The sequence below is a fragment of the Streptomyces sp. XY006 genome (assembly GCF_002237655.1).
Classification (GTDB): Bacteria; Actinomycetota; Actinomycetes; order Streptomycetales; family Streptomycetaceae; genus Streptomyces; species Streptomyces levis.
On the sequence record NZ_NOKT01000011.1, the window covers coordinates 91355 to 111756 of the forward strand.

Below are 20402 nucleotides of genomic sequence, written 5' to 3' on the forward strand. Positions count from 1 at the left end.
CTCTCCCTCCTCTTGCAGGGCGAAAGCCCGCAACTGAGAGGAACGTGCTGTGCGTTCACGTACACGTATACGTCCGCGCCTGTACCCGGCCGGGTCGGTGGTGCTGGCCCTCGCCGCCGCCGGATCCGTGCTGGCCGGTCCGGCCGGCCCGGCGTTCGCCGCCGACACGGCGGGGCGCGCCGACCTACGGGCGGATGTGAACCGCGACGGGCGCGTCGACGTCACCGGTGGCAGCGACAAGACCGGCGAGGACGGCTGGACCGTGGAGCGCGGGGCCGTCTATCTGCCCAACATCGACGACGACACCAAGCGGTGCCCGGTCACCGGGCCCGGTGGCAGCCCGCTGTCCGACGCCAAACTGGCCGCGTGTCACGACGGTTCGGACACGAAGGTCAACGGCGCCGAGGACGCCGCCGACCTCGCCCGGGTCCGTTCGGTGCCCCTGCCGGGCCTTCCCGCGGACGCCAAGGGCACGTTGAAGATCACGACGGGAGGCGACCACGCGCATCTGTTCCTCAAGCGGGCCGGGAAGTGGGTGCTGGTGACGGCCCAGACCCGGCTGACCGCGGCGGAGTTGCGCGCCGGGGCGGAGTTCGGAGTCGAGGCCACCGACGTCGTCCGGGACAGAGCCAAGTGGGACGGCCGCGCGGTCATCCGGCTGACGGTGACGTCCGGCGGGAAGTCCACCTCCGACGCGGTGACCCTGCGCGTCGCCCCGCTGCTGACGCACCATCACCTGCAGAACACACAGCAGGTGATGGTGACCGAGGTCCAGGGGCAGGGCCCGTACAGCCGGCTTCAGCAGAAGTTCGTCGCCGAACTCGCCAAGGAGGTCGAGAAGGCCGGGGTCACCACGCCGCTGGTCAAGTTCACCAAGTACGCGGACCCCTGGGCGCAGGACTTCGTCGAACCGGCCTACGTCAGCATGACCGGACCGGGTGGCCGGCGGCACGTGATGCGCGTGATGCTGCGTTCCGCCCAGCCGGACCGGGACGCGGGCCGCGAGCTGTTCGAGAAGGTGCGGGGCCGGGACATCGGTGTCGTGCAGGTGACCGACCGGGCCGAGCCCGACGACTGGTCGCTCAACTCCATGGGGAACCTGGAGACCATCCCGCCCTACACGCACAACGGCCGTTCCTTCCCGGCCGGGCGGATCATCATGGGCGAGCGCAAGGACAGCGGGGCACGGCCGTCGAAGGTGATGCGGACGATGCTCGCCTCGCAGGGCATGCAGGACCCGCTGCTGCTGGACACCTCCTGGCTGGGCGTGGGGCACGTCGACGAGTTCGTGCAGTTCCTGCCCGCCGACACCCCGCGCGGCTGGCGCCTCGGCATCGCCGACCCGGAGGCGGGGCTGCGGCTGCTGCGCGACGCCCAGCGCGACGGCCACGGCAAGACCAGGATGTTCTCCGTCCCGGGCCGCAGCGACAGTCCCGCGCCCAAGGAGACCATCGACCAGGCGCTCGCCTCCCGCCACCTGGTGGCCGACAACCAGATGGCGGCGCGGCGCATCGCGGCCAACCTGGAGGTCCTCCAGCGCGAGACGGGCGTGACCGACGCGGAGATCGTGCGCGTGCCGGCGCTGTACACCCGGGACTCGGAGGCCCTGACCGCCGAGGGCCGGGAGGTTCCCGTGCCGCGGCTGACGCGCATGGGCGCCGGCTCCGACGTGGTGGACAGCCTCGGGGACTTCGGCCAGCAGAAGTGGCTCGCCGAGAACCCGGCCGCCCCGCGCGCGGCCGCGGAGACGGTGACCACCAGCGCGTACGTTCCCGGGGCGGTCAACGGGGTGCTCCTGGCCCGCGACCGCTACCTCGCCCCGCGCCAGTGGGGGCCGGTCATCGGCGGCAAGGACATCTTCACGGAGGCCGTCACGGCCGCCTACCAGCGGGTCGGCATGAAGGTGTCGTACATCGACGACTGGTACACGTACCACCTCGGGATGGGTGAGGTGCACTGCGGCACCAACACCCTGCGCGACGCGAGTGCCGCCTGGTGGCAGCGCCCGGGAGCGCGTCGCAACGGGGCGTAGCCGACGAGCAGTCGGGCCGGTCGGCTCGGGGGCCGGATCCGTCGCCGGGAACGCGCGGCTGGTCCGGCCCCGGTGGTGCCAGGTACACCACGTCTTCGCCGCTCAGCCCCACTGATCTTCGCGGCCGTTCCTGGAAACGTCTCGGGTGCCGAACCCGACGACGGAGGAACGCCGATGAACAGGAAGATCACCTCGAAGCTGCGCAAGGCCCTGCTGGCCGCGACGGCGGCGGGCCTGGTGGGCGCCACCGTGACCGACGCGGCGGTGGCGCGCCCGCCGTCGCCGTCGCCTCTGCAGAAGAGCATCGACTCGCTGGTGAGCGAGGAGAAGTACCCGGCCGTGATGGCCTGGGTGAACAAGAACGGCCGGACGACGTCCCTGGTGGCCGGGTCCGCCCGGCTGGGCGAGCGGGTGCCGGTCCCGCGTGACGGCTATGTCCGGGCGGGCAGCAACACGAAGACCTTCACCGCTGTCGTGGTCCTGCAGCTGGTCGCCGAGGGCAGGGTCCGCCTGGACGAGCCCGTGGAGACGTACCTGCCCGGCCTGGTGCGCGGCAAGGGCATCGACGGCGCGCGCATCACCGTGCGGCAGCTCCTGCAGCACACCAGCGGACTGCCCAGCTACACCGACCACTTGGGGCTGGAGGACTTCGAGAAGATCCAGCACAGGTTCTTCCATCCCCACGACCTGCTCGCCACGGCCCTGGCCCATCCGGCGGAGTTCGCGCCCGGCACCCGGTGGAAGTACAGCAACACCAACTACCTGCTGGCCGGGCTCCTCATCGAGCGCGTCACCGGCCGCCCGGTGCAGGAGCAGATAACCGAACGCGTCATCAGGAAGGCCGGGTTGCGCCGCACCTACTGGCCGCAGCCGGGCGACCAGACCCTGCGCCGGCCCCACGCGCACGGCTACGCCCTGAGCGACCCGCGAAGCCGCAGGGTCATCGACGTGACCGAGATGGACCCGTCGTGGGGCGGGGCCGCCGGCCAGCTGATCTCCACGCCCGGCGATCTGGCGAAGTTCGCGCGCGTCCTCATCGAGGGCAGGCTGCTGCCGGCCCGGGAACTCGCCGAGATGCGCAAGACGGTCGACGCCCCGCTGCTCCCGGGCTGGCGGTACGGGCTCGGCGTGTTCAGCGTCCCGCTGAGCTGTGGGGGCGTCTACTGGGGGCACGGCGGCGACATCGACGGGTACGAGACCCGTGGGGGCGCCACGGACGACGGCCGTTCCGTCGGACTCGCGGTGACCGCACTGCCCGGCACCTTCGGGGACGCCACGAAGGGGGCGCTGGCGGTGATGAAGTCCGTGGACACCGCGTTCTGCCGCTGATCTCACCGGCGCTGCCGGCGGCGGACGGATGCGGGCCGCTGCCCGCTGCGGTCCGGCCGCGGTGGCTGCTACGAGGCGGCGGCGTCGTCGACCGTGGCGCGCAGTTCCAGCAGGCCGTCGACCCCGGTGATCTCGCAGAGGCGCCGCACCGGGGGGGACGGGTCGACCACGCGGAGGGTGGCCGCCTGGTGGGTGAGGATCAGCAGGTTCAGGAACGTCGAGTCCGCGAAGGTGACGCCCGAGGCGTCCAGGACCACCTTCGGGTGCGTACGGGCCGCGGTCTCCAGCGCGTCGGCCAGGGGCTCGACCGAGTCCATGTCGTAGGCGCCGCGCGCGACGACGACCGCGGCCCCTCGCCATTCGTACTGCGACACCCCGGCCCCGGGCGAGGCGGGCCGGGCGATCGGCTGCGGAAGGGAAACCCCGCTGCCGCCGCTCATGAGTGCCGGCGCTGCGGCTTCATCCCAGGGCATGTCGGGCTCCTCCCTGCAGCTCTCCCTCACGGGAGGACGTCATCGATTGCCGGAAAAGTATGTCATGTATCTGTGTTCCTGCAACACCCTCCCTTAAAATGCCGAGCATGGTCGGAGTGCCCGAATCTCACAGCGGATGGACGTTCATCACCAGCCACGCGCGTGTCCTGGCGGCCATCGCCGACAACCCGCACATCCGCATCCGCGACATCGCCGCCCGCTGCCGGCTCACCGAGCGCGCCGTATCGCGGATCATCTCGGATCTGGAGCAGGCCGGATACCTGTCCCACACCCGCGAAGGGCGTACGAACATCTACCGCGTCGAGCCCGACAAGGTGCTGCGGCACCCGGCCGAGGCCGGCCTCCCGGTGGCGTCCCTGCTCTCCCTGCTGGTGCAGGACGAGACCGAGCGCACCAGGAAGCCGGTCGCTCCCTGACGGCCGGCGGGTGAGCGGTCAGGTCAGGGAGCAGGTGTTCGCCAGGGTCGCCGGGTCGGTGCCGGGGGGCCGGGGGACCGTGCGGGAGGCCGGCGGGCGGTGTCCTGACGCGAGCCAGTTCTCCAGTGCCGTGAAGGCCGACCGGTGGCACGGGGTGAGCGGGCGCAGGCGGTCCGGGTGGGTGTCGGCCAGAGCGTCGGTGTGGGTGCCGTCCTCGATGCGGTAGTAGCGGTGCAGCGGGCCGCGGCCCGTCTCGCGCACCATGCGGGCGTAGACGTCGGAGTCCCGGCTGATCGGCAACAGGACGTCCAGGGTGCCGTGCAGGGTGATCAGCGGCTTGCCGATCCGTCCGGTCAGCCCGATCCTCGCCACGGCCTCCGCGACCTCGCCGGGCCTGGAGGCGTAGTCGTAGTCGGCGTCACAGGCCGGTGTGCCCGGCGTGCAGAAGGGTGTGCCCGCCTCGGCCGGCCCGTCGAAGGAGGGGTCCAGTTCCTCGCGGTAGATGCGCTGGGTCAGGTCCCAGTAGACCTGATGGTGGTACGGCCACAGGAACTCCGAACCGGCCGGGAACCCGGCGGCGTGCAGGGCGGCGCGCGCCCCGTCGGCCTGGGCTCCCCCGGCGGCGTACGCCGGGTAGTGGCGCAGCGCCGGGGGCAGGAAGTCCAGGAGGGTGGGGCCGTCAGAGCGCCAGAGGGTGCCCTCCCAGTCCACTCCCCCGTCGTACAGCTCGGGGTGGTTCTCCAGTTGCCAGCGCACCAGGTACCCGCCGTTGGACACGCCGGTCACCAGGGTGCGGGCCGGCGGACGGTGGTAGTGCCGGGCGACCGTGGCCCGGGCCGCCCGGGTGAGCTGGGTGAGCCGGTCGTTCCACTCCGCGATGGCGTCCCCGGGCCGGCGTCCGTCCCGGTGGAAGGCGAGGCCGGTGTTGCCCTTGTCGGTCGCCGCGTAGGCGTAGCCGCGGGACAGCACCCAGTCGGCGATGGCCCGGTCGTTCGCGTACTGCTCGCGGTTGCCGGGGGTGCCCGCGACCACCAGGCCGCCGTTCCACCGGTCGGGCAGGCGGATGACGAACTGGGCGTCGTGCCGCCAGCCGTGGTTGGTGTTGGTGGTGGAGGTGTCGGGGAAGTAGCCGTCGATCTGGACGCCGGGGACGCCGCTGGGCACGGCCAGGTCCTTCGGTGTCAGACCGGCCCAGTCGGCCGGATCGGTGTGGCCCGAGGCGACCGTGCCGGCCGTGGTCAACTCCGCCAGGCAGGCGCTCTGTTGGTGCTCGGCTCCCGGTACGCGCACGCTCGTGGGGCGGGCGCAGCCCTCCGGCGCCGCCATGGCGGGCGTGGGAGTGAGGGTGAGGGCGGTCAGCGCCAGGGCTGCCGCCGGCCACCGCCGTCGCCGGGAGCGGGGTAGGGGGCGGATCGAAAGACGCATACGGGTGCCTCCGCGGTCGCGGTCCGGGGATGGGGACCCGCGGGAGGCTATGACGGCGATCTTCGGCAGCCTATGGGGGCGGCGACCACCTTCGACCTCTTCACCATGGGTGCTCACGCCAGGGCGGTCGCCGGACACCTGGGTGGTGTCCGCCTCCATGGCCCCGCCCTACACGACCGGTCAGCGACCGGGCCATGGAGCGCCGTCACATAGGTCCACGCCACACATGGCGGTCCCACCCATGTCGACGTGGACGAGCGCGCCCCGATGATGCACGGCACGCCGGCCCCCGGGCCTCTCCCGCGGACCGGCGGCGCGAAGTTCCCCCCACCAGGAGGCAGGCAGTCGACATGGGACAGTCGCACACCGCGTTCCGCCGCACCAGCGGCCGCCGCGTCATCACGGGCACGGCCCGCTGGATCACCGCCGCCGCCGGGCTCCTCGCCCTGACCGGCGGCCTGATCACCGCGCACCCCCAAGCAGCCGCCGCTGCCCCGAAGGCAGCAGCCGCAAGCCCCCGAGCAGCCGCCGCGAGCCTCACTCAAGTCACCGGCTTCGGCACCAACCCGGGCAACCTGTCGATGTACACCTATGTGCCCGACGGACTGCCGGCCGGCGCCCCGCTCGTGCTCGCCCTGCACGGCTGCACGCAGAGCGCCCAGGACTACTACGCGCACTCCGGCTGGCCGCAGCTCGCCGACCAGTACGGCTTCGCGCTGGTCTTCCCGCAGACGAGCGGCGCCAACAACGCCAACTCCTGCTTCAACTGGTTCGAGCCGGGCGACAGCGCGCGCGGACAGGGCGAGGCCCTCTCGCTCCGGCAGATGGTCGACAAGGCCCTGGCGCTGTACGGCGGCGACTCGCGGCGGGTCCACATCACCGGCCTGTCCGCGGGCGGCGCCATGACCGCGAACATGCTCGCCGCCTATCCCGACGTGTTCGCGGGCGGGTCCATCGCCTCCGGGCTGCCCGCGCGCTGCGCGAGCAGTGTGCCGGCGGCGTACACGTGCATGTACAGCCCGCCCGACAAGAGCCCCGCGCAGTGGGGGGACCTGGTGCGGTCCGCCGCTCCCGCCGGTACGGGCACCTGGCCGCGGGTCGCGATCTGGCAGGGGACCGCCGACACCACCGTCGTGCCCGCCAACGCCGCCGAGCTGCGCGACCAGTGGACGAACGTGTGGGGCATCGGCCAGACCCCCTCACGTACCGAGAGCCTCGGCGCGGGCACCTCGCGGAGCGTCTACGAGGATCCCTCGGGCCGTCCCGCCGTCGAGGTCTACTCGGTCTCCGGCATGGGGCACGGACTCGCGGTCGACCCGGGCAGCGGCCCCGGGCAGTGCGGCAGCACGGGCACGTACTACCTCGACACCGTCTGCTCCAGCTACCACACCGCCCGGTTCTGGGGGCTCGACGGCGACGAGGGCACCGGCGCCCTGCCCGCCCCGACGGGCCTGACGGTCACCCGGACCACCGACTCCGCCGTCTCACTGAGCTGGCAGGCGGTCGGCGGCGCAGCCTCGTACGTCGTCCACCGGGACGGCACGAGGGTGGGCACCACGGCGTCGGCCTCCTTCACCGACACCGGCCTGGCCACCGGTACGACGTACCGCTACAGCGTGGCGGCCGTGGACGCGGCGGGTGCGGCGGGCAGGGTCTCGTCGGTGGTGGCCGCGACCACCACCGGGTTCACGCCCACGTGCCACACGGCCAGCAACTACGACCACACGGTGGCCGGGCGGGCCTACCAGAGCGGCGGTAACACCTATGCCATGGGTTCCGGCCAGGCCATGGGGTTGTGGAACACGTTCACCCGCCACACCCTCAAGCAGACCGCGCCCGGCTATTACGTGGTGGACGACACCGGCTGCCCTGCCTGAGGCGCGCGGTGTCGTCCACCCGGTGGGGAGCGGTGTGCGTCAGTCCAGGATCAGTTCGCCGCGGACCTTCGGGGCGTGTTCGGCGAGGGCGCCGCTGAAGTTGCCTTCGACCTCTGCCTTCTCCGCCGCGTTGGGGTACGGGTTCGTGCACGCGGTGCCCGCGGTGGAGCCGGACATCAGGCTGGAACACGGCCCGGGCTTGCGGTCGGGCAGCCCCAGGATGTGGCCGAGTTCGTGGGACGAGATCCGGATCGTGTCGTACCCCTGGTCGACGGCCTGGCGCCCGATGTAGACGGTGCCGTTGCCCAGGGTGGTGGGCAGGGCGCGCGGCCAGCCGTTGTCCGCCAGGACCCGTATGTTCGCGCGCTGTCCGGCGGCGACGGGCCGCAGTTCGACCGAGTCGACACTCGCGTTCCAGATCGCCGCGCCCCGGTCGACGGCGGCCTTGAACTCCGCGGCGCCGGCGGCGTCGTAGGTGAGGACCCGGGCGGCGAGGGGCGCGGCGGCCGGGCCGGGGGAGGCGGCCGCGGCCGGGCCGCCCGTCAGGGAAAGGGTGACCAGACAGGCGGCGGCCAGGCCGCCTGTCAGCGTGCGCACGTGCATGATCGACCTCCTTGTGGGGAAAGGGCAGTCGTGCTCATGACATCCACCGGGCTCACTGCCCAGCGGCGGGCGCGCTGAATCCGTCAATTCGCGCGACGCCCCTTCGGCACAAGAGCGGGAGGAGGAAGGTCAGTTCAGGAGGGCGCGGAGGCGTCGGCGCAGGGCGACCGTGAGCCTGACCGGTGCCACGCGCAGCACCAGAGCGCCGTGCGCACCGCGCGGAAGGGGCTTGGCGTAGTAGGGCCGGCCGAGTCGGGAGGCGCTGAACCAGCGGGTGCCGGTCAGGGTCGTCGTGACCGGGACGGGAACGGGCGCGTGCGGCTCGTCCGCGCCGGGCGTCGCACCGGCCGTGAGGGTCAACGTCCAGCGTCCCGGGGGAAGTTCGCGGACCGGGAGCCGGGCGGTGAAGCCGGTGTGGCCGCCGGCCGATGCGCAGTGCAGGGGTGTCTCCCGGGCCAGACCGGTGTCGTCCTCGGCGCGCAGCGTCATGGTCTCGCGGTGGCGGGCGGCTTCGGCGGTCAGGCGTCCCCTGACGACGAGTGTGCCGGGGGCGGACGGGTCCCAGGCGACCTCGGTGACGTGGCAGGGCGGTTCGGCGGGCGTGGGCCGGATCTCCACGGAGAAGTTGCCGTGGGGGGTGTAGAAGGGCCGCGCGGTGGTCGGGCCCCGCCCGGTCCGGGAGGTGGTCCGCAGCTCCCGTGGGGCCGGGTCCGTCCGGCCGCCGTCGCCGTCCGTGCGGGCCCGGCGGAGTCTGACGGTTCTGCCGACTCCGTCGCAGCGCACCTCCAGGTGCAGGTCCCACACCCCGTCGCCGAGCGGGGCGCCCGAGTCCACGGCGTCGAGGTCCAGGACGGCGCTGAAGCGGACGGCCGGTTCGGGGCTGTCGCCGGTGTGCGCGCCGGGCAGGTACGGGGTGGCGCCGACGACCACGGGCAGGCGCAGGTCGGGGTGCGCGAAGCCGCGTGGGCGCAGGATCAGGCGTGTGCTGGGCTCCAGCGGGCCGAGGGAGTCGATGCGCGCGTGGCCGGACAGGCGGAGCCGGCCGCCGTCGCCCGTCCATGCCGCGTCGGTCAGGTCGTGGTGGACCGGCAGCCGGTCGGTGACGTCGAAGCAGGCGTCCGGTACGGCCTTCAGGGGGTCCCGGAAGAAGGGATGCAGCCAGTAGACGCGTCCCTTGTCGACGATGTGGCCGCGCGTCTCGTCCTCCTTGGCGTGCCGCGCCACGGTCATGAGGTCCTCGTACCGGTCGGCGCGCAGGAGGTGGACGATGAGCCGGTCCGGCGGGGCGATCTGCTGGAACACGCCGTCGGTCACATAGCGCAGGGCCCATTCCCGGAACTGCGGGTAGAAGCGCTCCCGCGCCTCCCGCTCGTCCTCCCGGGGCAGCAGGGCGCGCAGTGGCCCGCACAGCTCCCACTCGACGTGCCGGCGCATGATCCGGTCCCGGCGCGGGCCGGGTTCCACGTAGCGGGCGACCGTCTCGAAACACAGCCGGGTGCCGTCCATGCGGTGGACCAGGGCGGAGGCGGTACGGGTGAGGTTGTTGCCGTTCTGACGGTTGCGTGAGTAGTAGCAGTCGTAGTCGGCGACCACGGAGATGCCGTCGGCGTTGAGGTAGGCCGCGGCGGTGAACGGCTTGTCCTCGCAGTTGCGGTACGGCGGGAAGCGCAGCCCCAGCCGTTCGATCAGGGAGCGGCGGAACAGCTTCCAGCAGCCCAGGGTGCGGTAGGCGAGGGAGGAGAAGACGTCGGTACGGGGCTGGTTGTGCGAGAAGACGGCCGTCGGCACGGCTCGTCCGCCCACGGACACCATCTTGCCGAGGACGACGTCGGTGCCGTTCTCGTCCGCCGTCGTCACCATCCGGCGCAGGGCGTCGGGGCCCAGGTAGTCGTCGGAGTCGAGGAAGAAGACGTAGTCGCCGGTGGCCAGGTCGAGGCCGGTGTTGCGGGGGCCTCCGGCGCCCCCGCTGTTGGGCTGGTGGACCACGCGCAGGCGGGAACAGGTGCGGGCGAGCCGGTCCAGCTCCTCGGCGGTGCCGTCGGTGGAGCCGTCGTCGATCGCGATGATCTCGACCTGCTCCGCGCCGAGCGTCTGCTCCATGGCGGAGGTGACGCACTTGGTCAGCTCCGGCATGGAGTTGTACGCGGGGATGATCACACTGACGCGCGGCGGGGTGGTACGGGGCATGATCACTCCCGGGCCGGTGGTGTCCGGTGGCGCAGGCCGTCGGCTGTCCGCCGCTTGCTCCACGAGTCTCCGGCGGGGCTCGGTGGGGCTGCCCGGCGTGAGGGGTGCGGGTTACGCCGTCGGAGGTACGAACCACCGGTTCGGGCGTGCCGGGTACGCGCGGCCGGGCGCCGCGCCCCCTCACCGGGGAGTCGCGACCCCCGTCCACGGCTCCCCGGTGCGCTCGGCCCACTCGCGGGCCGCTTCCGGGCGGCCGGTGAGCAGCAGGAGCAGGGCTCCGACGCGGCCGCGGATCTCCGGCCCGGCCCCGCGTGTCCAGTCGATGTCGGTGGCGACGAGCCGGGCCACCCCGGGTCGCGCCCCCTCAGGTGCTGTGGAGGACCCGGAAACGGTCCGGGCGTGCCGGATCGCGGTCCACGACCTGTACGGGCGGCCACGCCCACTGCCACACGCCGATGCCGGGGGCCCGGGAGAAGGTGATCCGCCCGCGGGTGCCGTCGACGGCGACGTGCCGCCAGGCCTCGGCGACGCGCGCCCGGTCCGGGCCGTGGGAGCGCAGCACCTCGGCGAGGACGGTGATCGTGTCATAGCCCTCGTAGGCGACGAAGGAGGGCGGGTCGGGCAGCCGGCGGCGCAGGGCCGTCCCGACGCGCGTGCCGAGGGGGGTGAGGCGCTCGGGCAGGTAGCGCAGGAACGGGATCGCGGCGCCGTCGCGGCCCAGCAGCGCAGGCCAGGAGGGGAGCTCCGGTTGTCCGGCCGGGGCACCGAGCAGGACCCCGGCCAGGCGCGGGCCCTCCCGCACGGCCCTGACGAGGGGCACCGCCGGCTCCGGGAAGCCGGTCAGCAGCAGGAGGGCCGTCGCTCGCTCGCCGGCGAGGGCGTCGCACAGGGCCGTGGGGGTGAGCGCGCGGGCGTCGAGCTCGCGCACGGTTCCGCCGTGCGCCGCGAGGTGGTCGCGCAGGATGCGGGTGCCCGCCGCCCAGTAGGCGCTCGGTTCGCTCGCCACGGCGATGTCGCCGTGGCCGGCGCCGAGGAGGAAGTCGGCGTAGGTCCGCCAGCCGTACGACTGCGCCGGGGGAAGGCGCGCCACCCAGGGCGTCGGCTCCTCGGTGAGGGCGTCGAGCACCGCCGACGAGCACAGGAACGGCAGGCCGAGCGCGTCGGCCTCGGTGGCCGCGGCGCGGGCGACGACGCTGTGGTACTCCCCCGCCAGGGCGACCACGCCCGCGCGGGCCAGTTCCGCCACGGCCTCGGTGGCGCGCCGCGGATCGGCCGCGGTGTCCCGGACCAGCAGTTCCAGGGGCCGTCCGCCGATGCCGCCGGCGGCGTTGACGTCGGCGACGGCCAGTTCGAGTCCGGCGAGCAGATGCCGGCCCGCCTCGGCCCAGCCGGGGCGGCTCAGTGGAGCGAGGGCGCCGAGCCGGACGGCCGGCCCGTGGGGTGTGTTCATGCGTCGGCGTCTCCCTCGCGTCGGCAACGGACGAGGCCTGACCCGCGGAATCGTTCACCCGCCGGGTGCGGCGCCTCGAACAATATGATCTCAATTGCCGTGGCGTTCAGTTGACCGTGGGGCCCGCCCTAGCATGCGAGCGCTCCGGCGCGAGGGACGCGCCCGGAGGAACAGGAGCGCCCCATGAGACGACTCGGTGTGATCCTCGCCGCCGCCCTTGCCGTGCCGGCACTGTCCACCCCCGCCACCGCGGCCGGAGAACCGGCCCCCGCGCCGTGTCCGGCCACCGTGGCGGACATCGCGGAGTGTTACACCGGGCGCAGCGCGGACGGCGCCTACTACGCGATCGCCGTTCCCGAGAAGTGGAACGGCTCCCTGGTGATGCACGCGCACGGCGGGCCGGACCTGGGCGCGGAATCCGATCCCGAGCGCAGCGTCGGCGACCTCGAACGCTGGTCGGTCATGGTCGAGCAGGGGTACGCCTGGGCCGGTTCCTCCTACCGCCGCGGCGGCTACGGCACCAGGATGGCCGCGGCCGACACCGAGAACCTGCGCCGGCTCTTCACCGAGGAGTTCCGCGAGCCCGAGCGGACCTACCTGCACGGCCAGTCGTGGGGCGGGAACGTCGCCGCGAAGACCGTCGAGGTGTACGGCGCGAAGAAGCACGGCCCCTACGACGGCCTGCTGCTCACCAACGGCGTCCTGGGCGGGGGTTCGCGCGGCTACGACTACCGGGTGGACCTGCGCGCGGTCTACCAGTACTACTGCCGCAACCATCCACGGCCGTCCGAGGAGCAGTACCCGGTGTGGCAGGGGCTGCGCGCGGGCTCGACCATGACGACGGCCGGGCTGCGCGCCCGGCTCCAGGAATGCACCGGGTTCGCCTCACCGCCCGGGGAACGGACCGCGCTGCAGCAGCGCAACCTCGACGACATCCTCGGCGTCACCGGGATCCCCGAGCGGACCCTGGAGTCGCATCTGCGGTTCGCCACGTTGACCTTCCGCGACATCGTGCACGACCGGCTGGGCGGACGAAACCCCTTCTCGAACAAGGGAGTCGTCTACTCCGGCTCCCACGACGACGCCGCGCTCAACGCCGGTGTCGAGCGCTTCTCCGCCGACCCCACCGCGGTACGCGACCTCTCCTGGGACAGCGACCTCACCGGCCGGGTCACGATCCCCGTCCTCACCCTCCACGCGATCGACGACCCGACGGCGTTCGTCGAGCACGAGGCCGCCTACCGGGCCACCCTGCGCGGCGCCCACCGCGACCGGTACCTCGTGCAGACCTTCACCGACGAGCACGAGCACAGCGGGCTGAGCGCCGCCGAGTACGCCACCTCCGTCGCGGCGCTCGACACCTGGGTCCGCACCGGCAGGAAGCCGACCCCGTCCTCGATCGCCGCGTCCTGCCCCGCGTTCGACGCCACCTACGGCACGGGCTGCTTCTACGAGCCGTCCTTCACGCCCGCGCCGTATGCCACGCGGGTCAACCCCCGTCCCGGCGGGCTGCACTGGCCGGCGCTGACGGCCCGGCAGGAGAAGGAGTGGAGCCGGCTGCCGTCGGTGGGCATCGCACCCTGAGCGGTCCGAGGGCCGCGAGGGGTACCGGCTGGTCCGGGAGCAGCGCTCGGGTGCGACCCGCGGGTTGTGCCCGAGGACCCGGCGGCATCGCGCGGGCCGGGGCGGGTACCTCGCTCGCATGGTCCTTCATGCACAGGAGCGGTTTCCGGCGCACCGGGAGGCCGGATGACGGCCTCGGAGAAGGCGGCGCGAAGGGTCGCTGAGGCCGCGGCGAACGCGCCCGCCGAGCAGGTGCCGCGACGGGTGTGCGAGGCCGTGTCCGAAGGGCTCGGCATGGACGGCGCCACCCTCGCCCTGCTCACCGACACCCCCTCGCGGCAACTGCTCGCCGCGACGGACGACGACGCCCTCACCCTGGAGGACATCCAGTTCACGCTGCTGGAAGGGCCCTGTATCAGTGCCGCCCGCACCGGAGAGCCCGTAGCGGTGCACGATCTGCGCCACGAGCTCACGCCGTGGCCCCTGTTCGGGGCGACCCTGCGCGAGAGACTGCCGCGGGTCGTGTCCGTGTACGCCTTGCCCCTCTTCTTCGGCGACTACGTCCTCGGCACGGTCGACCTGCTGGGCCTGCGGCCCCACGCGCTCGGCGCGGAGGCGCTCGCCGAGGCGGCCCGTGTGGCCGACGCGGTGACGGCCGCGCTCATGACGACCCGCGAGATGCTCCTCACCGGGTCGCGGGCACCGGCCTGGGAACCGCGCGACCTCGTCCGCGCCCACTGGTTCGACACCGCGCGGGCCGTCGGCGCCCTGGCGGCGCGGCGGGGGATCGGACAGGAGGACGCGCTGGCCCTGATGCGCGCCGAGGCCTTCCGCACCGGCAAGCCGCTGGCGGACATCACCACGGACATCCTGCGCGACCCGCCCGGGCAGCCGTAGGCGGCGTCCGCCGCCGGGCCGGGCCCTGAGCGACGGCGCCCTCCCCCGTCACGTCACAGGACGTCGTAGGTCAGGTGCGTCGCCGTCGTCGTCGGGACCACGCTCCGTCGCACCAGGGCGCGGGGCGCCCCGCCGGTGAACAGGGGTGTCCCGGCGCCCAGCACCACGGGGGCCAGGTGCAGGGTCAGTGTGTCGACCAGGCCGTCCTCCAGGGCCGAGGCGATCGTCGCGCCGCCGCCCATCAGGACGACGTCGAGGTCCTTGCCGCTGCGCGACGAAGCCTGCTCGGCACGCCCGCGGGCGACGGTGACGGCGTCGGCCACTCCGGTGGTGACGAACGTCCAGTCGAGGCCGGTGAGCCGCACGGAGGCGGGCGGCGAGCCGGTCACGACGACGAAGGCGGGCTTGCCGGCCTCGCCCGCGCCGTAGCCGGTGGTGTCGTCCCAGCCGTGCGGCCCGTCGACCACGTCGAACAGCCGGCGTCCGAGGACGACGGCGCCCGAGCGGGCCGTGGCCTCACGCAGGACCCGCCGGTCGTCGGGGTCGTCGGAGAACGCCCAGGTGTGCAGGGCCTCGCCGCCGGTGCCCAGGCCGTTGTCGGGGCCCGGGCCGGGACCGGTGACGAAACCGTCGAGCGAGACCGAGATGTCGGCGATGATGCGTGTCATACCAGGGCAGACCCGATCCGCCGCCCGGATTCATCGCTCGGGCCGCAGCGCCTGGTGGAAGCCGGTGCTGACGGCGGTGAGGCCGCCGTCGACGACCAGGGTGGTGCCGGTGATCCAGGCGGCGTCCGGCGAGGCGAGGAAGGCGACGGCCGCCGCGATGTCCTCCGGCTCGCCGACCCGGCCGAGCGGGTACAGCCCGCGCACCGCCTCCAGGTCCTCGTCGCGGCCCTCCCAGGCGCTGGTGCGCACGGTGCCGGGCGCGACCAGGTTGACGCGGACGCCCCGGGCGGCGGCGTGACCGGCGAGGGTGCGCGTGAGGGAGCCCAGGCCGGCCTTGGCGGCGCTGTAGGCGTGGTTGCCGAAGTCCTGCAGGCCGTTGACCGAGCCGACGGAGACGATCGCGCCGCGGCCGGAGGCGGCCAGGTGCGGCAGGGCCGCGCGGCAGCAGCGGTAGGCGCCGGTCAGCGTGACGTCCAGGTCGCGGGCCCAGGACTCGTCCGGTTCGTCCTCGAAGAGGGGCGCGTCGGGCGAGCAGTGGGCGGCGCAGTTGACCAGTACGTCGAGGGAGCCGAAGGTGTCCACGGCGTGCGTGACGGCGGCCTCGACCGCCTCCCGGTCGGCCACGTCGCACGCGGTCCCCTCGGCGGGCAGTCCTTCCTCGCGCAGGGCCCGCGCGGTCCGCGTCGCCGCCTCGGGGTCGCGGTCGGCCACCAGGACCCGTGCCCCTTCCCGTGCCAGCCGCCGCGCGGTGGCGGCGCCGATGCCGCGGGCCCCACCGGTGACCAGTACCCCGTACCCCTCGAAACGCCTGGTGTCCGTCATGCGCCGACCGTACAAGCCCGGGTGCGGTGTCCGGGCCCAGGGGTACTCGACCGGGCCGTCACCTCACGGGCGGCGAGCGGAGGCTTCGGATGACGGTCGATCTGTTCGGTTTCCTCGGCGTGGTGCTGGCGGCCTACGTGGTGCCCGGCCCCGACTTCCTCGTGGTCGTCAGATCGGCGGCCGAGGACCCGGCGAAGGGCAGGGCCGCGGCCCTGGGCGCCCAGACCGGGCTGTGTGTGCACATGCTGGCCGCCGCCGCCGGGCTGTCGGTGGTCGCCGCCCGTTCGCCCCTGGTGTTCGACGCGATCCGGCTGCTGGGCGCGGCCTATCTCGTCTTCCTCGGCGTACGGGCCGTGCTGGCGGCCCGCCGGGCCGCCCGGGAGCGCACCCGCACCCCCGGGCCGGTGACAGCGGGGGCCGCTGCGGCGGGCGGGGCCGGACCGGGACGCCTGCGGGAGGCGTTCTCGCAGGGGTTCTTCACCAATGTGCTCAACCCCAAGGCGGCGCTGTTCTTCCTGAGCGTGCTCCCCCAGTTCGTCGACGGCGACGGTTCCGTGGCACGCCAGATCTTCCTGCTGGGCGTGCTGGACGTCCTCATCGGCGTCGGGTACTGGTTCGCCCTCGTGGCCGTCGCCGCGCGCCTGCGTGCGCTGCTGTCCAGGCCGGCGGTCCGGCACCGCTGGGAGCTGGGCACCGGCTGGCTGTTCATTGCCATCGGCGTGACGGTCGCCGCCGCCTGACCCGGGCGGTAATCCGGGCGCCGCGGGGTAATGGGAGGTCCATCAGATCCCGTTGGAAGGAGCCGAGGATGACCGATGACGCCTACCTGTTCCTGCTGGACGATCCGTCCGTGCCGCTCGGGGTGGCCCCCGCCGCCGTCGGTGATCTCGCGTGCATGGAGACGCCCGCGGTCCGGGCCTGGCTGGACGCCCAGGGCAGCACACCGACCTCTCCGCGACTGCGGCTGCTGCCGCCGGAGGAGACGGCGGCCCTGCCCGAGGACGCGGAGCGGCTGCCCGTGCCGCTCAGCGACGAGGAGTTGAGCCGCGTGCGGCACGGGATGGCGCCGCAGTCGCTCGCCGGGATCGAGGAGGAACTGCTGGCCTACCGCGACTGCGCGGACGGCCGGGACGGCCTGATCGGACGGGCGCTGGCCGCCGGTGTGCCGCCGCACCGCGTCGTCGAGCTGACCGGTGTGGATCCGGCGACGGTGACCGCGGCCGCGGGCCGCTGAAGGCCGTGGCCCCGGCGAGCGGCCCGCGTCCGTCGTCCCCTCACCTGCCCGGCCCGGGATCCGGCTGGACGGCTGAGGTGATGCCGGCGCGGGCCGCTTCCAGCTGGGCGGCGAAGGCGATGCCGAGGAAGAGGGCGACGGCGGTGAGGTTCGCCCACAGCAGCAGGGCGATGAACGCGGTGAGCGGCCCGTAGACGGCGCCGAAGGCCCCGCTCTCCTCGACGTACAGCGCGAGCAGCCAGGTGGCCGACACCCACAGCAGCAGATGTACGGCCGAGCCGAAGGCCAGCCAGGTGTAGCCGGGCTGGACGCGGCGGGGTGACCAGCGGAAGATCACGGCGGAGGCGATCCAGGCGAGGGCGAGTCCCACCGGGATGTCGAGCACGCCCCACCAGGGCAGGCCGTCCTCCTCCCAGCCGGCGGTGTCCGCCACCGCGTCGCCCACGGCCTCGCCGGCGACGAGCACGACGAAGCCGAGCACGAGGGGCAGTCCGGCGGCGAGGGCGAGCAGGATGGCCCGGCCGTATTTGCGTGGGAAGGGCCGGTCGCGCTCGATGCCGTAGATGCGGTTGGCGCCGCGTTCGATCTGGCCCATGGCCGAGGCGAGGTTCAGCAGGGCGAAGCCCAGGCCCAGCCAGAGCGCCAGGGTGCTCCAGACGTCGCCGTGCGCGGTGCGCCGCGTGCCGTCGAAGGCGTCCTGGACGATCTCGGCGCTGGCGCCCGGCACGATCCGGCCCAGGGTGAGCTCGACGACCCGGCCCACGCCCTCGGTGTGCACGGAGGTGGCGAGTCCGACGAGCGCCACGGTGCAGGGGACCAGCCCGAGCACCACCTGGAAGGCGAGGGCCCGCGCGTTGGTGAACCCGTCGGCGTAGCGGAACCGGGCGAAGGAGTCGGTCAGCAGCCGCAGTCCCCCGTAGTGGCGCAGCGCGGTGAACGCCTCGTCGCCGGAGAGCTCCTCCCCGATCATGTCCCGGGTCTGGGGGACGTGGACGGCTGTACCCATGGCGTGGACGCTCCCTTGTCGAACGGCTGCTCCCAGACCGGTTGCCCCGTGAGCCTTCCCGTGCGACCTCGGAGTGTGCACGACTTCGCGGGCCGCTCCCCCGTACGCGCCGGCCGGTCCCCCTACCGCGGCCGGCCCCGCGCGGCGGGGAAGCGCCGTGCGGGGCCGGTCGCGGGTGGCGGATCAGCCGCGGGTGAACACCTCGTCGCGGGTGGAGCCGGTGGAGCACAGCTTCTTCTCGTCGGCCGTCATGGGGCGGGACTTGACGACGACCGCGTTGTGCTTGCCGTCGGTGCCGTTCGGGGCGGGGCCGGTGATCACGTCGGGGACGAACCAGTAGTAGTGGTCCCACTTCCGGTCGTCGTAGTGGGTCTGCCAGGTGCCGGTGATCTGCTGCATCACCTGGGACCGGGAGATCCAGCCCACCTCTCCCGGCTTCACCGTCACCGTGAACGAACTGGTCTCCGTGCGCGAGCTCTGCCACGTGTAGTTGTAGGTGGCGGTCACGCTGGCGGTGACGATGCCCTCGATGCCTCCGCCGACCGTGACCGAGCCGCCCACCGAGTGGGAGGACCCCACGGTGTCGGCCCACGACATCGACTGGGAGGCGGGCGAGTCCGTGCAGTTGTAGAGCAGGTCGGAGACCTGCCGGGGCTCGCCCAGGTAGGCCTCGCCGAGCTGCGGGGAGTTGAAGGTGCACTTGCCTTCGCCGGAGGCGCAGTCGGCCAGGATCTGCTGTGCGGTGGGCTGTTCCCCGGCCGTGGCGGGCACGGCCGCGGCCAGGATCGTGCCGAGTGCGGCCGCCGTCAGTGCCGTGGTACGGCGGCCGTACCGCGGGGTGCGGTGGGTCTTCATGGGTCTCTCTCATCCTCGGTGCGTGGGGGGACGGTGACCGCAGGGCCCGGTGGTGCTTCAGGGGCGGCGGTCACCGCCTGTTGCCGAAGAGACTCACGTAAAGACCGACCCACCTGTACCAAGGAACGGCAAAGTTGAATTTGATGTTCAGAACTGATGAATCATCAACTTGCCGTGGGAGTGGTCAGTTGAGGGGGTCGAGGGTGAGGTAGGCCTGGCGCGGGTTGCCGTCGTGGACGAGGGACTCGTGGTGGCCCACGTCGTCGAAGGCGAAGGCGTAGGCCTTCCCGTCGGCCATCTGGGCGTGGATCTTGCGGGCGTAGTGGTTGGTGACGTTGTCCTGGTAGAAGGCGCCGGCGCCGGTGTCCGGCTGGTTGGGGTTGGTCAGGAGCGTGGAGCGGTTGAAGCCGGCGCACAGGGTGCGGGAGATCGGGCCGCGCACCTGGTCGTTGGGCGCGTCGAGCAGCCGGTGGCAGCCGAAGACGGAGGACGCGTCCGGCTTCTGGAAGCTGGTGACGACGGCACCGGCGCTGTTGGTGAAGTGCATGACGCCGCCGGAGACCCGGCCGTAGTACTTGGTGCCCGGCTGGTCGGCGAACGGCGTGACGGTCAGGGTCGACGTGGCGTACTTCTGCCAGACGCGGTTGATGTAGTCGTCCATGACGTTGGCGGGCAGCGCGCCCGTCTCCAGGCCGTACAGCGGCGACAGGGCGCGCAGGACGGTGCCGTCGGAGCGGGTCTGGATCAGGTTGGCCCAGCCTCCGGGCTGTCCTCGCAGGGCGTTGAAGAAGCCGTTGTAGCCACCGGGCTTGAGCCGGCCGGTGGTCGCGGTGGTGCCGTCGGACCGCTGCACCCCGACCGCGTACGGGACGGAGAACATGTCGACCTGCGTGCTGTTGATCCACAGCCCGGAGTCGTTGAGCGTGTACTCCGACCAGTTGAACAGGATGTTGCGGTTGGGGTCGGTCGGGTTCTGCACGGCGGGCTGGACCAGGCCCCCGGTGGTGAGCTTGAAGACCAGCTTCTGCCCGTAGGAGAAGTACACCCGGCCGGAGAACTTGGGGAGGCGGATGGTGGTCGACTGCCCTGCCGCGGGGCCGGGGATGGAGGCGTCGGGGGCGGGCGTCGGGGGGTTGCCGCCCGCGGGCCAGGGGTGGAAGGTGCCGTTGGCGTCGGCCCAGCCCTGACGTCCGGTCGCCAGGTCCGTGCCGAGGTTGTAGATGTACACCTGGTCGCCGCGGGCCGAGTTGTTGGTGATCTTGAAGGGGATGGTCGCGGGGACCGCCGCGTGGGCCGGTGCGGCGGTTCCGGCCGCGAGCAGGGAGCCGGTGAGGGCCGCGGCCAGGGCGAGACCCATGACTCTGACCCGGTGTCCGAGTGTCCGTAGCACGCTCTGCCTCCGTTCGACGAGTGGGGCGTTCCGGGGAGTTTGAGAGCGCTCTCAGAGTTACCTTTTGGTCCGGACCTGTCAATGAGTTGGACATGCTGACGCCGCCCCGCGGGGGCGCGCCGTCGTCGGCGCGCCCCCGCGGGGCGGCGGGGCG

General features: G+C 73.1%; 19 protein-coding genes. 8 read left to right on the forward strand and 11 right to left on the reverse strand.

The window, feature by feature from the left end; genetic code table 11:
• The first annotated feature begins 49 nt into the window (after nt 1-49).
• Together CHR28_RS14670 and CHR28_RS14675 are read left to right on the forward strand one after the other, a co-directional pair.
• Nucleotides 50-2032 carry a protein-arginine deiminase domain-containing protein gene (locus CHR28_RS14670; RefSeq protein WP_256984250.1) on the forward strand — a complete coding sequence of 661 codons (1983 nt, stop codon included), beginning with the start codon at nt 50-52 and terminating at the stop codon, nt 2030-2032.
• Nucleotides 2033-2206: 174 nt separating this feature from the next.
• The gene (locus CHR28_RS14675) at nt 2207-3361 is read left to right on the forward strand and encodes a serine hydrolase domain-containing protein (RefSeq protein ID WP_094054059.1); all 1155 of its coding nucleotides are present in this window, start codon (nt 2207-2209) and stop codon (nt 3359-3361) included.
• Between the two features lie 68 nt (nt 3362-3429).
• Here the strand turns inward: CHR28_RS14675 and CHR28_RS14680 are convergent, their stop codons facing one another.
• Nucleotides 3430-3834: an STAS domain-containing protein gene (locus CHR28_RS14680; protein ID WP_094054060.1), complete on the reverse strand. Its 405-nt coding sequence runs from the start codon at nt 3832-3834 to the stop codon at nt 3430-3432.
• A 107-nt stretch (nt 3835-3941) separates the two neighbouring features.
• Between CHR28_RS14680 and CHR28_RS14685 the strand changes: the two genes are divergently transcribed.
• Entirely contained in the window at nt 3942-4271 is a 330-nt protein-coding gene (locus tag CHR28_RS14685) for a helix-turn-helix transcriptional regulator (RefSeq protein WP_179272439.1), read from the forward strand.
• Between the two features lie 18 nt (nt 4272-4289).
• On the opposite strand, the gene CHR28_RS14690 is transcribed toward CHR28_RS14685, so the two are convergent.
• Complete coding sequence (locus CHR28_RS14690; protein ID WP_094054062.1) at nt 4290-5696, reverse strand: tannase/feruloyl esterase family alpha/beta hydrolase; 1407 nt, start codon at nt 5694-5696, stop codon at nt 4290-4292.
• 350 nt (nt 5697-6046) lie between these two features.
• Here CHR28_RS14690 and CHR28_RS14695 point away from each other — a divergent pair, with 350 nt between their 5' ends.
• Nucleotides 6047-7573, forward strand: a complete 1527-nt coding sequence (locus CHR28_RS14695) for an extracellular catalytic domain type 1 short-chain-length polyhydroxyalkanoate depolymerase (protein WP_094054063.1) — start codon at nt 6047-6049, stop codon at nt 7571-7573.
• Nucleotides 7574-7612: 39 nt separating this feature from the next.
• On the opposite strand, the gene CHR28_RS14700 is transcribed toward CHR28_RS14695, so the two are convergent.
• From CHR28_RS14700 to CHR28_RS14710, 4 genes are all read right to left on the reverse strand, one after another.
• Nucleotides 7613-8176 (reverse strand): snapalysin family zinc-dependent metalloprotease, encoded by a 564-nt coding sequence (locus CHR28_RS14700; RefSeq protein WP_094054064.1) that lies wholly within the window; start codon nt 8174-8176, stop codon nt 7613-7615.
• 129 nt (nt 8177-8305) lie between these two features.
• The gene (locus CHR28_RS14705) at nt 8306-10363 is read right to left on the reverse strand and encodes a glycosyltransferase family 2 protein (protein ID WP_094054065.1); all 2058 of its coding nucleotides are present in this window, start codon (nt 10361-10363) and stop codon (nt 8306-8308) included.
• 180 nt (nt 10364-10543) lie between these two features.
• Entirely contained in the window at nt 10544-10711 is a 168-nt protein-coding gene (locus CHR28_RS37190) for a nucleoporin Nup84/Nup107 family protein (protein ID WP_256984251.1), read from the reverse strand.
• Nucleotides 10712-10727: 16 nt separating this feature from the next.
• The gene (locus tag CHR28_RS14710; RefSeq protein ID WP_094054066.1) at nt 10728-11813 is read right to left on the reverse strand and encodes an ABC transporter substrate-binding protein; all 1086 of its coding nucleotides are present in this window, start codon (nt 11811-11813) and stop codon (nt 10728-10730) included.
• 183 nt (nt 11814-11996) lie between these two features.
• Here CHR28_RS14710 and CHR28_RS14715 point away from each other — a divergent pair, with 183 nt between their 5' ends.
• Nucleotides 11997-13397, forward strand: coding sequence for a hypothetical protein (locus tag CHR28_RS14715; RefSeq protein WP_094054067.1), 1401 nt, complete (start codon nt 11997-11999; stop codon nt 13395-13397).
• A gap of 165 nt (nt 13398-13562) precedes the next feature.
• The gene (locus CHR28_RS14720) at nt 13563-14273 is read left to right on the forward strand and encodes a GAF and ANTAR domain-containing protein (RefSeq protein ID WP_094054068.1); all 711 of its coding nucleotides are present in this window, start codon (nt 13563-13565) and stop codon (nt 14271-14273) included.
• Between the two features lie 53 nt (nt 14274-14326).
• On the opposite strand, the gene CHR28_RS14725 is transcribed toward CHR28_RS14720, so the two are convergent.
• Entirely contained in the window at nt 14327-14941 is a 615-nt protein-coding gene (locus tag CHR28_RS14725) for a dihydrofolate reductase family protein (protein WP_094054069.1), read from the reverse strand.
• 30 nt (nt 14942-14971) lie between these two features.
• On the reverse strand, nt 14972-15763 hold the full coding sequence (locus CHR28_RS14730) for an SDR family NAD(P)-dependent oxidoreductase (RefSeq protein ID WP_094054070.1): 792 nt from the start codon (nt 15761-15763) through the stop codon (nt 14972-14974).
• Nucleotides 15764-15852: 89 nt separating this feature from the next.
• Here CHR28_RS14730 and CHR28_RS14735 point away from each other — a divergent pair, with 89 nt between their 5' ends.
• Nucleotides 15853-16503, forward strand: coding sequence for a LysE family translocator (locus CHR28_RS14735; RefSeq protein WP_094054071.1), 651 nt, complete (start codon nt 15853-15855; stop codon nt 16501-16503).
• A 68-nt stretch (nt 16504-16571) separates the two neighbouring features.
• Nucleotides 16572-16997, forward strand: coding sequence for a DUF6003 family protein (locus tag CHR28_RS14740; protein ID WP_094054072.1), 426 nt, complete (start codon nt 16572-16574; stop codon nt 16995-16997).
• Nucleotides 16998-17037: 40 nt separating this feature from the next.
• On the opposite strand, the gene CHR28_RS14745 is transcribed toward CHR28_RS14740, so the two are convergent.
• The 3 genes from CHR28_RS14745 to CHR28_RS14755 form a co-directional block, all read right to left on the reverse strand.
• The gene (locus CHR28_RS14745; RefSeq protein ID WP_094054073.1) at nt 17038-18003 is read right to left on the reverse strand and encodes a YihY/virulence factor BrkB family protein; all 966 of its coding nucleotides are present in this window, start codon (nt 18001-18003) and stop codon (nt 17038-17040) included.
• A gap of 183 nt (nt 18004-18186) precedes the next feature.
• Nucleotides 18187-18858 carry a hypothetical protein gene (locus CHR28_RS14750; RefSeq protein WP_094054074.1) on the reverse strand — a complete coding sequence of 224 codons (672 nt, stop codon included), beginning with the start codon at nt 18856-18858 and terminating at the stop codon, nt 18187-18189.
• A gap of 184 nt (nt 18859-19042) precedes the next feature.
• Nucleotides 19043-20215, reverse strand: coding sequence for a glycoside hydrolase family 64 protein (locus CHR28_RS14755; protein ID WP_094054075.1), 1173 nt, complete (start codon nt 20213-20215; stop codon nt 19043-19045).
• Nucleotides 20216-20402: the final 187 nt, after the last annotated feature.